We start from the raw sequence: 11,046 nt of genomic DNA on the forward strand, positions 1-11,046 counted from the left end.
GAGCGCGAGCATCGACAGCACCGGCGGCGTGCCGATCCGGCCGCGGTCGACCCCCGGGGCCGGCTCGTACGACGGGGCCAGCCCGAACGGGTGCGCGTGGCCCTGCCAGCCGGTGAGCGGTAGCCGCAGCGCGTCCTGGTGCCGGTGGGGCAGGTACAGCCACGCCGGGGCGCCGGGCCCTCCGTTGAGGTACTTGTAGGAGCAGCCCACCGCCGCGTCGGCGCCGAGCGCGTCCAGGTCGAACGGCAGGGCGCCCGCCACGTGGGCGAGGTCCCACAGCATCAGCGCGCCCGCGTCGTGCGCTGCGCGGGTGATCGCGGCGGCGTCGTGCAGCTCGCCGGTGCGGTAGTCGACCGCGCTGTAGCCGACGACGGCGGTGTCCTCGCCGACGGCGTCGGCCAGCCGGCTCGGGGCGACGCGCAGCAACCGCAGGCCCAGCATGCGGGCGACCGACTCGGCGACGTACTGGTCGGTGGGGAAGTTGCCGCCGTCGGTCACGAGCACCCGCCGGTCGGGACGCAGCCGGGCCAGCGCCGTCAGCGCCTGGAACAGCTGCACCGTCGTCGAGTCGCCGCAGAGCACCTGGCCGGGCGCGGCGCCGACGAGCCGGCCGATGCGGTCGCCGACGCGCTGCGGCAGCTCCCACCAGCCCCTGTTCCACGACGTGATCAGGTCGGTGCCCCACTGCCGGGTGACGGCGTCGGCCACCCGGTCGGACACGTGCCGCGGCAGCGCGCCGAGGGAGTTGCCGTCGAGGTAGATCACGCCGTCGGGCAGGTCGAAGCGCTCGCGCACGGGCGCCAGCGGGTCGGCGGCGTCGGCCGCGACCGCGTCGGATCGATCAGGCACCACGCACCGCCCAGAGGTCGGGGAAGATCGGTCGGAACAGCGTCGAGCGCAGGTACTCGCTGCCGGCCGAGCCGCCGGTGCCGGGCACCGCGCCGATGATGCGCTCGACCATCTTCACGTGCCGGTAGCGCCACTCCTGCAGCCCCTCGTCGATGTCGACGAGCGCCTCGCAGACCTCGGCGGCCGTGCCCTCCTCGGCGTAGACGGCGCGCAGCACGGCCTGCACCTCGGCGTCGCCCGGCCACGGCAGGGCCGGGTTGCGGGTGAGCACGGTGGGCGGGATCGCGTGGCCCGTCGCGTCCAGGAAGATCAGCAGCGAGTTGAAGACCGATCGCCGGCGCATCGCGGGCGCGGTGCGCTCGTCCGGGTGGGCGATGTCGCGGCGACCGAGCACGGCCTCGAGCTCGCGGAACTGGTCGGACTGGAACCCGCTCGACGTGCCTAGGGCCGGACGGAAGGCGGCGAACTGCCGCGGCGTCATCGTCTCGAGCACGTCGAGCTGCCCGACCACCGTCTTCAGGATCTTCGCGATGCGCCGCGCGGTGTGCAGCGCACCGGCCGGCCGCTCGTGCTCGAGTTCGTCCTGCAGCCGTGCCGCCTCGTGCAGGATCTGCTTGAACCACAGCTCGTAGACCTGGTGGATGACGACGAACAGCACCTCGTCGTGCTCGTCGGTGCGCGGGCGCTGGCAGGCCAGCAGCTCGTCGAGGCAGAGGTAGCGGCGGTAGGTCAGCTCGCCGCCCGCGGACGGTGACGTCGTCGTCATGGCACCATCGTGCTCGATGACCGAGGGTGAGACACGGGCTCGTGTGCGCATGAGCGGACGCGAGCGGCGCGAGCAACTGCTGCGCGTGGCCCGTTCGCTGTTCGCCGAACGCGGCTACGACGCGACGTCGATCGAGGAGATCGCGGCGCGGGCGGGGGTCAGCAAACCCGTCGTGTACGAGCACTTCGGCGGCAAGGAGGGCATCTACGCCGTCCTCGTCGACCGCGAGCTGAGCGCCCTGCTCGACCGCCTCACGCGCGCGCTCGAACGGGGACGCCCGCGCGAGCTGCTCGAACAGGCCGCGCTGGTGCTGCTGACCTACTTCGAGGAGGAGACCGACGGGTTCCGTATCCTGTCGCGCGACTCGCCGCCCGGCACGGCGGGCACGACCTTCTCGTCGCTGCTGAACGACGCGGCCCACCAGGTCGAGCACATCCTCGCGCGCGAGTTCGCCACCCGCGGCGTCGACACCGCCCTCGCCCCGATGTACGCGCAGATGCTCGTCGGCATGGTGGCACTCACCGGGCAGTGGTGGCTCGAGGTGCGCACCCCGCCTCGCGACGAGGTCGCCGCCCACCTCGTCAACCTGGTCTGGAACGGCCTCGCCCACATGGAGGCCGACCCCCACCTCTCGTCCTGACGCCTTCCAGTGGCACGAACCCCCTCGTGTGGCCCATTTCGAGGCCTCGAACTGGGCCACACTAGGGGGTTCGCGGGATGGGGACGCGGTCAGGCGAGCTCGAGCCAGGCCTCCTCGGCGGCCTCGCGCTCGGCGACGACGCCGCGGAGCTCCTCGTCGAGGGCGGCGACCCTGGCGTAGTCGGTGGCCGCCTCGGCCAGCGCGGCGTGCAGCTTCGCCTCCCGCCGCTCCAGCGTGGCGATGCGCCGCTCGAGACGTTGCAGCTCCTTGGCCACGGCGCGGGTGTCGCCGCGCTTCTCGCGCCGCTCGGCGACGCGCTCGTCGGCGGCGGCCTGCACCGAGGCCGCTCGGCGCGACAGGAACTCCTCGACGCCGCCGGGCAGCGCCTTCACCGTGCCGTCGCCGAGCAGAGCCAGCGTGGTGTCGCAGACGCGTTCGAGCAGGTACCGGTCGTGGCTGACGACGACGAGGGTGCCGGGCCAGCCGTCGAGCAGGTCCTCGAGGGACGCGAGCACGTCGGTGTCGAGGTCGTTGGTGGGCTCGTCCAGCAGCAGCACGTTGGGCTGGGTCAGCAGCAGCCGCAGCAGCTGCAGCCGGCGCCGCTCGCCACCGGACAGGTCGCTCACCGGCGTCCACTGCCGTTGGTTCTCGAAGCCGAAGCGCTCGGCGAGCTGGCCGGCCGAGAGCTCGACGCCGCCGAGCTCGGCGGTCGTGCGCACCTCGCTGACGGCCTCGATCACGCGCAGCGAGCCGGGCAGCTCGGCGATGTCCTGCGAGAGGTGGGCGGCGTGCACGGTCGAGCCGATCTTCACGCGTCCGGACGCGGGTTCGAGCTCGCCGGCGAGCAGCCGCAGCAGGTGCGTCTTGCCCGAGCCGTTCGCGCCGACGATGCCGACGCGGTCGCCCGGACCGAGGTGCCAGGTGACGTCGTCGAGCAGCACGCGGTCGCCGACCCGCACGGTCACGCCCTCGAGGTCGACGACGGTGCGGCCGAGCCGGCGCTGGGCGAGCGCGCGCAGCTCGACGCCCTGCCGCGGCTCGGGCACGTCGGCGATGAGCGCCTCGGCGGCGTCGATCCGGAAGCGCGGCTTCGACGTGCGGGCCGGCGCCCCGCGCCGCAGCCAGGCGAGCTCCTTGCGCAGCAGGTTCTGCCGCCGCGCCTCGGACGCGTCGGCCTGTCGCGCCCGCTCGGCCCGCGCCAGCACGTAGGCGGCGTAGCCACCGTCGAACTGCCGCACCGCGGCGTCGCCGACCTCCCACGTGCGCTCGCACACCGCGTCGAGGAACCAGCGGTCGTGCGTCACCACCAGCAGTGCGCGGCGCAGCGACCGCAGGTGGGCGGCCAGCCAGGTGATGCCCTCGATGTCGAGGTGGTTGGTGGGCTCGTCCAGCACCAGCAGCTCGGACTCGTGCACCAGCGCCGCGGCCAGCGCCACCCGCCGCCGCTCGCCGCCGGACAACCGCTCGACCGACGAGTCGAGCCCGAGCGAGGCGAGACCGAGTCCGGCCAGCACCTCGCGCACCCGGGCGTCGCCCGCCCACTCGTGCTCGGCCGCGTCGCCGACCACGACATCGCGAACGGACGCGCCGGTCGGCAGCTCACCGCGCTGGTCGACGTAGGCGATGCGGACGCTGCCGGGGCGCGTGACGCGTCCCGAGTCGGGCTGCTCGAGACCGCACACCAGCCGCAGCAGCGTCGACTTGCCGCCACCGTTGCGCCCGACCACGCCGATGCGCTCGCCGTCGGCGACGCCGAGCGAGACGCCGTCGAGCACGGTCGTGGTGCCGTAGGCCTTCCCGACCGCTTCGAGGTTGACGAGGTTCGCCATCAGACGATCGTCGCCCCCGCGACCGGCCCGGACGCGACCACCACCCGCCCGAACTCGGCGAGCCGCTTCGCCACCTTGGGCGTGTGCATCTCGCTGCGGCACAGGAACGCGCACGTCGGGCCCGAGCCCGACACCAGCCCGGCCACCGCGCCCGAGTCGATGCCCGCCATGAGCGTGTGACCGAGCGCCGGCGCGAGCCCCGCCGCGGCGGGCTGCAGGTCGTTGCCCATGGCCGAGGCGATCGCGTCGACGTCGCCGCTCGCGAGCGCCGTCACCAGCGGCTCGATCGCGTCGGGGGTGGGGTCGACGGCGTCCGGTCGCCGCCGGTCGAACTCCGCGTACGCGGCGGCGGCGGGGATGCCGTGGTCGGCGAGCGCCAGCACCCAGTGCAGCGTCGGGCCGTCCGCCAGGGGGGTGAGGATCTCGCCGCGTCCCTGCCCGTGGGCGTTGCCGCCGAGCAGCGGGAAGGCGACGTCCGAGCCGAGCTGCGCGGCCAGCGCGGGCAGATCCGCCTCGACGTCCCAGAGCCGCGCGCACGCCACGAGCGCGCCGGCCGCGTCGGCCGACCCGCCCGCCATGCCGCCCGCCACCGGGATGCGCTTGTCGATGCGCAGGTGCACCCGCGGCTCGACCCCCGTCGCGGACGCGAGCAGCGCGGCAGCCCGCCAGGCCAGGTTGGTCTCGTCGACGGGCACCTGGTCGGCGTCGTCGCCGACGACCTCGAGCGACAGCGTGTCGGCGGGCGACGCGGTGATCTCGTCGTACAGGTCGACGGCGTGGAACACCGTCTGCAGCGGGTGGAAGCCGTCGCGCGGGGGACCGACCCGCAACAACAGGTTGATCTTGGCCGGTACGCGTACCTGCACGGTCGACAGCACCTCGGAACCTTAGACGTCACCTCGGCCTCTCGCCCCGAGGGGATCCGGGCCGCTCGCCAGCGGGTAGGCTGGCCACAGCAAACCCGGCGAGGGACCGCGTTCCGCGCGGCGTCCGTCATCGACGCGGTGCCACCCCGTGTGGACGCTGCGCTGACGCGCGTCGTACGGGGCGAGGTGCCCGCGTCCACACACGAGATCGAGTTCGAGGAGTACTGCTGTGTCCGAGGTCCGGCTGCAAGCCGAAACCCGCACCGAGTTCGGCAAGGGCGGCGCTCGTCGCACCCGTCGCGCCGGCAAGGTGCCCGCTGTCATCTACGGCCACGGCGACGAGCCGCGCCACATCTCGCTGCCGGCCCGCGAGTTCACCGCGGCCATCCGCCACGGTGGCGCCAACGTGCTGCTGACCCTCGACCTGGACGGCGCCGAGCAGCTCGTCATCCCCAAGTCGATCCAGCGCCACGCCATCAAGGGCACCTACGACCACGTCGACCTGCTCGCCGTGCGCCGCGGCGAGAAGATCACCGTCGACGTGCCCGTGGTCGTGCACGGCGATGTCGTCGCCGGTGCGCTGCTCGCGCAGGACGCGACCACGGTCAGCGTCAACGCCGAGGCCACGCACGTGCCGTCCGAGATCACCGTGGACGTCACCGGCCGCGAGATCGGCACCCAGATCACCGCCGGCCAGCTGGACCTGCCGAGCGGTGTCGAGCTGGTGACCGATGCCGAGACCCTCGTCATCGCGATCAGCGAGGCCCCGACCGAGCTCGACCTCGAGCCGGAGGAGGGCGCTGCCCCGGCCGAGGCCGAGGCCGGCGAGCAGGCGTCCGAGGACACCCTCGGCGAGGGCGAAGAGGCCACGGCCGAGACGCCCGCCGAGTAACACCCAGCACGCACCGGCCCGGGGTCACCCATGTCCGACGAACGGTTCCTCGTCGTCGGGCTGGGCAACCCCGGGCCGCGCTATGCCGCCACCCGGCACAACGCCGGCGCGATGGTCGCCGACCTGCTCGCCGAGCGGGTCGGCGGACGCTTCAAGGCGCACAAGGCGCGCGCCGACGTGCTCGAGGGACGCCTCGCCGGCGTGCCGGTCGTGCTCGCCAAGCCGGCGTCGTACATGAACGAGTCGGGCGGGCCGGTCACCAACCTGGCCCGCTTCTTCAAGGTGCCCGTCGAGCGGGTCGTCGTCGTGCACGACGAGCTCGACCTGCCCTACGGCGCGCTGCGGCTCAAGCGCGGCGGCGGCGACGGCGGCCACAACGGCCTGCGCTCGACCACCGCCTCGCTCGGCAGCAAGGAGTACCTGCGGGTGCGCTTCGGCATCGGGCGTCCGCCCGGACGCCAGGATCCCGCCAACTTCGTGCTCAAGGAGTTCTCGTCGGCCGAGCGCAAGGAGCTGGCCTACTTCGTCGACCGCGCCGCCGACGCCGTCGAGGCCCTTGTCGCGCAGGGCCTCGAGCCGGCCCAGAACGCCTTCAACGACTGACGACACTGCCGCTTGTCCCCAGCGCCAGTCGTTCCGACGGGTCGAGGACGACTGGGGCGGGGGACAAGCGGGATCTCAGGACGCGAAGAGGCCGGCGTGGGATGCCTCGTGGGCGAGCAGCCAGCGCTTGGCGTCGAGTCCGCCCCCGTAGCCGGTGAGCGAGCCGTTCGCGCCGACCACCCGGTGGCACGGCACGATGATCGGGATCGGGTTCTGCCCGTTCGCGAGCCCGACCGCGCGCGACGCCGTCGGCGAGCCGATCGCGACCGCGGTCTTCCCGTAGCTGGTCGTCTCGCCGTACGGGATCTCGGCCAGCGCCGCCCACACCCGCAGCTGGAACGGGCTGCCGGCGGGGTGCAGCGGCACCGTGAACTCGCGCCGGGTGCCCGCGAAGTACTCGTCGAGCTCACCGCGCACGTCGGCGAAGGCGCCGTCGTCACGTTCCCAGCCCACGCGCGGCGCCTGCGGCCGCTTGCCCTGTGGCAGTTGCAGTTCGGTGAGCCCGACCTCGTCGCGGGCGGCCAGCAGGTCGCCGATCGGTGAGGCGATGATCGTCCACTTCATGACTGCTCCTTCGTCTGCTTCGTCCGCTTGGTCGTCGTCAGCGGCAGCGTCGCCCACAGGTGATGCGTGACGTACGAGCGCCACGGCGCCCACTGCGCCGCGCGATCGAGGTCGACCCCGTGCGCGTCGGCGGCCCGCCGCACCCAGAGGTCGGTCGTGAGCAGGACATCGGGATCGCCGAGCCCGCGCATGCGCAGGTAGCCGACCGTCCACGGGCCGATGCCGGGCAGTGCGAGCAGCCGCTCGGCGACCTCGCCGCGGTCGCTGCCCGGGTCGAGCAGGATCTCGCCGGACGTGACAGCGGCCGCCACCGCCCGCACGGTGCGCGCCCGTGCCTTCGGCATCGGCAGCTCGGCGTCGGCGAGACCGGCCAGCACCTCGGCCCGGGGGAACAGCCGCCAGGTGCCGCCGAGCGCCGGCTCGCCGTAGGCCGCGACCAGTCGGCCGAGGATGGTGCGCACGCCCCGCTCGCTCACCTGCTGGCCGATCACCACCCGGATCGCCGTCTCGAATCCGTCGACCGCACCGGCGCAGCGCAGCCCGGGCCGCTTGGCGACGAGGGGCGCGAGGGCGGGGTCGGCACCGAGCGCCGCGTCGACCGCCTCGGGGTCGGCGTCCAGGTCGAACAGCCGGCGGACGCGCGCCACGACCTGCACGAGGTCGCGCTGGTCGTCGAGCTGCACACGGGCGACGAGATGTCCGCCGCCCGGACGGACGTCGACGAGCGCCGACCCGTGCGTCGCGCGCAGCACGCGGGTGAACCGGTCCGGGCCGGCCTCCTCCATGCCGGGCACGGCGCGGTGGGCGAGGTGCTCGAAGAGGGTGGCCGTGTCGATCGGCGAACGGTGGGCGAGCCGCAGGGTGATCGCGCCGGGCTCGGCGGGCGTCGACGGCCGGGCCGCTCGCAGCGCGCCGGGGGTCGTCGCGAACACCGCCCGGATCGTGTCGTTGAACTGCCGCACGCTGGCGAAGCCCGCGGCGAACGCGATGTCGGTGATCGGCAGCTGCGTGGTCTCGAGCAGCACCCGCGCCGTCTGTGCCCGCTGCGCCCGGGCGAGTGCCAGCGCGCCGGCGCCGACCGACTCGACCAGCACCCGCTGCAGTTGCCGCTCGGAGTACCCGAGCCGCGCGGCGAGCCCTGCCACGCCCTCGCGGTCGACGAGCCCGTCGGCGATGAGCCGCAGTGCGCGACCGACCACGTCGGCGCGCACGTCCCACTCGGGTGACCCGGGGGAGGCGTCAGGACGGCACCGCTTGCACGCGCGGAAGCCGGCACGCTGTGCCGCCGCGGCACTCGGGAAGAACGAGACATTCTGCGCGCGTGGCGTCGCGGCCGGGCACGACGGACGGCAGTAGATGCCGGTCGTGTGCACCGCGGTGAAGAACCAGCCGTCGAAGCGCGCGTCGCGCGCCTGCACCGCTCGGTAGCAGGTCTCCTGGTCGGGTATCACGCAGCCAGTCTGCGGGACGCCACTGACAACGACTGGCGGATTTCGGACGCGACGGTCACGCGCTGCTCATCGGGTGCCGCGCCGACTCATCCGGTGTTACGCAACCCCGCCGCGACACCGTTGATCGTCAGCAGCAGCGCGCGCTGCAGCTCGGCCGGCACCTCGTCGTCGCCGAGCTCGCGGACGCGGGCCAGCAGGTCGACCTGCAGGTACGAGATCGGGTCGAGGTAGGCGTCGCGCACGTCGAAGGTGCGCTGCAGCACCGGCGAGTCGTCGAGCAGGGCCTGCTCGCCGGTCACATGCAGCACCTCGCGCACCGCCGCCTCGTGCTCGGCCCGCACCATGTCGAACACCGGGCGCAGCCCCTCGGGCACCAGCGACTCGACGTACTGCGCCGCGATGTCGAGGTCGGTCTTGGCGAGGGTCATCTCGACATTCGAGATGAAGGTGCGGAAGAAGTGCCACTGCTGATGCATCTCGGCGAGCACGTCGTCGAGCCCCGCCTCGCGGGCGGCCGCCAGACCCGAGCCCACGCCGAACCAGCCGGGCACGATCTGCCGCGACTGCGTCCACCCGAACACCCACGGGATGGCACGGAGACCCTCGATGCCACCGCCCGACGACGGTCGGCGACTCGGACGCGAGCCGATGTTCAGTCCACCGAGCTGCTCGACCGGTGTCGAGGCGAGGAAGTAGGCTGGCAGGTCCGGGTGATCGACGAAGCGGCGGTAGGCGGCGAAGGCGGCGTCGCTGACGACATCCATGCACTCGTCCCACCGCGCGAGTTGCGCTGCCTTCTGTCGAGGCGCGCGGTGCAGTTGGGACGCCTGCAGTACCGCCGCCACCGTCAGCTCGAGGTTCTCGCGCGCCAGCTCGGGCAACGCGTACTTGTCGGAGATGACCTCGCCCTGCTCGGTGAACTTGATCTCGCCGTCGAGCACGCCGTAGGGCTGGGCCAGGATCGCGTCGTACGTCGGGCCGCCGCCGCGGCCGACGGTGCCCCCGCGCCCGTGGAAGAGACGCAGGCGGACGCCGTGCCGCGCGGCGGTGTCCCGCAACGCCCGTTGAGCCCGGTGGATCTCCCATTGCGACGTCGTGATGCCGGCCTGCTTGTTCGAGTCGCTGTAGCCGAGCATCACCTCCTGCAGGTCGCCGCGCAGCTTGACGATCAGCCGGTAGGTGGGATCGCTCAGCAGCGTGTCGAGCACGTCGGCCGCGTGACGCAGCTCCTCGATCGTCTCGAGCAGCGGCACGAAGCCGATGCGCGCGAACGGCTGCCGCACGCCCGCCGGCCCGGCGCCGTGCACGTCGATCAGGCCGGCCTCGCGGGCGAGCACGACCGCGGCGAGGATGTCGTCGGCGCCCTGTGTCATCGACACGATGTAGCTCTCGACGACCTCGGGGCCGTACGTGTCGAGTGCGTCGCGGATCTCGGTGAAGACCGCGAACGTGCGCGAGCCGTCGGCGTCCAGGGGCGGCGGTGTCGAGGCGAGCGGACGCCGCGAGGCCAGCTCCTTCGACAGCAGCCGCAACCGGTAGTCGCGCGGCACGTCGGCGTAGAGCCAGGTCTCCTCGACCAGGCGGTCGATCAGTTGGCCGACCGCGTGGTGGTGGGCGGCCGCGTGCTCGCGCACGTCGAGGGGCGCGAGATGCAGGCCGAAGACCCCGACGGTGCGCTGCACGCGGGCGAGCAGCCCGTCGGCGATGAGCGCCCCGGCGTTGGCCCGCAACGAGTCGCCGAGCAGCGCGAGTTCGCTCAACAGCTGCTGTGAGCCGAGGTAGTCGCGTCCCGGCACGTGCGGCGCGCCCGTGCGCACCCGCTGGCGGGTGTTCGCGATCTTGGCGTTCATGCAGGTGAGCTTCAGACGGTACGGCTCGTCGGCGTTGAGCCGGACGAGCCGCGGGTCGATGTCGAGCACGGCGAGATCGGCCTCGAGCGAGGCGAGCAGCTCGGGCGACGCGCCGACCACGTTGGTCGACGACGACAGCTCGGCGATGAGCTCGTCGAGCGCCGCCGTGACGACACGGGTGGCGACCCCGTGCTGCAGCAGCAGCACGTCGTGGGTGACTGCGGCGGTCACGTTCGGGTTGCCGTCGCGGTCGCCGCCGATCCAGCTGCCGAAGGTGAGCGGACGGACCGACACCGGCAGGTCGACGCCATGGCCGGCGACGTCGGCCGCGAGCTCGTCCAGCAGCTCGGGGATGGTGCCGGCCGCCATCGCCTCGACGTAGAAGAGCACGTTGCGCGCCTCGTCGACCGGTGTGGGCCGGTGCGCCCGCAACTCGTCGGTCTGCCAGACGAGGTCGATGATCTCGGCCAGGGCGCGGTCCTGCCGTGACCGCACGGCACTCCCCGGCTCGGTGGGGGTCGACAGCAGGTCGGCCACCCGGGCGAGCTTCGTCAGCACCGAGCGGCGGCTCGCCTCGGTCGGGTGCGCGGTGAACACCGGACGCACGGACAGCTCGTCGATCGCCGCCGCGAGCGCGTCGGCGCCGTGCTCCTTCGCCACCGCGTCGATCGCCGGCTGCAACCAGCCCTGGTCGGCGGGGCGGGCCCGCAGCGACCGCACCCGGTGCACCTGTTCG

10 protein-coding genes are annotated in these 11,046 nt (G+C 73.4%); 3 read left to right on the plus strand and 7 right to left on the minus strand.

All coding sequences use genetic code 11. The features are described 5' to 3' along the window. Window positions 1–849, minus strand: an 849-nt coding sequence (locus tag ACTHMS_RS13485; protein ID WP_440307186.1) for an aminotransferase class V-fold PLP-dependent enzyme, incomplete at its 3' end; no start/stop codon positions are given. Beyond that, entirely contained in the window at window positions 842–1,615 is a 774-nt protein-coding gene (locus tag ACTHMS_RS13490; protein WP_440307187.1) for a tryptophan 2,3-dioxygenase, read from the minus strand. The genes ACTHMS_RS13485 and ACTHMS_RS13490, both read right to left, overlap by 8 nt. A gap of 16 nt (window positions 1,616–1,631) precedes the next feature. Here ACTHMS_RS13490 and ACTHMS_RS13495 point away from each other — a divergent pair, with 16 nt between their 5' ends. Beyond that, window positions 1,632–2,255 carry a TetR family transcriptional regulator gene (locus ACTHMS_RS13495; protein ID WP_440307188.1) on the plus strand — a complete coding sequence of 208 codons (624 nt, stop codon included), beginning with the start codon at window positions 1,632–1,634 and terminating at the stop codon, window positions 2,253–2,255. 89 nt (window positions 2,256–2,344) lie between these two features. Here the strand turns inward: ACTHMS_RS13495 and ACTHMS_RS13500 are convergent, their stop codons facing one another. Both ACTHMS_RS13500 and ACTHMS_RS13505 read right to left on the minus strand, forming a co-directional pair. Beyond that, a complete protein-coding gene (locus ACTHMS_RS13500) occupies window positions 2,345–4,084 on the minus strand; it encodes an ABC-F family ATP-binding cassette domain-containing protein (RefSeq protein ID WP_440307189.1) in 1,740 nt (579 codons plus the stop codon). Further along, a complete protein-coding gene (locus ACTHMS_RS13505) occupies window positions 4,084–4,962 on the minus strand; it encodes a 4-(cytidine 5'-diphospho)-2-C-methyl-D-erythritol kinase (RefSeq protein WP_440307190.1) in 879 nt (292 codons plus the stop codon). The genes ACTHMS_RS13500 and ACTHMS_RS13505 overlap by 1 nt, the downstream gene beginning before the upstream one ends. A gap of 217 nt (window positions 4,963–5,179) precedes the next feature. Here ACTHMS_RS13505 and ACTHMS_RS13510 point away from each other — a divergent pair, with 217 nt between their 5' ends. Both ACTHMS_RS13510 and pth read left to right on the plus strand, forming a co-directional pair. Further along, window positions 5,180–5,842: a 50S ribosomal protein L25/general stress protein Ctc gene (locus tag ACTHMS_RS13510; RefSeq protein WP_440307191.1), complete on the plus strand. Its 663-nt coding sequence runs from the start codon at window positions 5,180–5,182 to the stop codon at window positions 5,840–5,842. Between the two features lie 30 nt (window positions 5,843–5,872). Beyond that, window positions 5,873–6,445 carry an aminoacyl-tRNA hydrolase gene (pth, locus tag ACTHMS_RS13515; RefSeq protein WP_440307192.1) on the plus strand — a complete coding sequence of 191 codons (573 nt, stop codon included), beginning with the start codon at window positions 5,873–5,875 and terminating at the stop codon, window positions 6,443–6,445. A 75-nt stretch (window positions 6,446–6,520) separates the two neighbouring features. Here pth and ACTHMS_RS13520 read toward each other — a convergent pair whose 3' ends face one another. From ACTHMS_RS13520 to ppc, 3 genes are all read right to left on the minus strand, one after another. After that, window positions 6,521–7,009, minus strand: coding sequence for a methylated-DNA--[protein]-cysteine S-methyltransferase (locus ACTHMS_RS13520; RefSeq protein WP_440307193.1), 489 nt, complete (start codon window positions 7,007–7,009; stop codon window positions 6,521–6,523). Further along, on the minus strand, window positions 7,006–8,460 hold the full coding sequence (locus ACTHMS_RS13525; protein ID WP_440307194.1) for an AlkA N-terminal domain-containing protein: 1,455 nt from the start codon (window positions 8,458–8,460) through the stop codon (window positions 7,006–7,008). The genes ACTHMS_RS13520 and ACTHMS_RS13525 overlap by 4 nt, the downstream gene beginning before the upstream one ends. Before the next feature lie 86 nt (window positions 8,461–8,546). Continuing rightward, a partial coding sequence (gene ppc, locus ACTHMS_RS13530; RefSeq protein ID WP_440307195.1) for a phosphoenolpyruvate carboxylase occupies window positions 8,547–11,046 on the minus strand: 2,500 nt, incomplete at its 5' end.

Origin of the sequence: Jatrophihabitans sp., assembly GCF_051960575.1 — a bacterium.
Taxonomy (GTDB): Bacteria; Actinomycetota; Actinomycetes; order Mycobacteriales; family Jatrophihabitantaceae; genus JBQCEE01.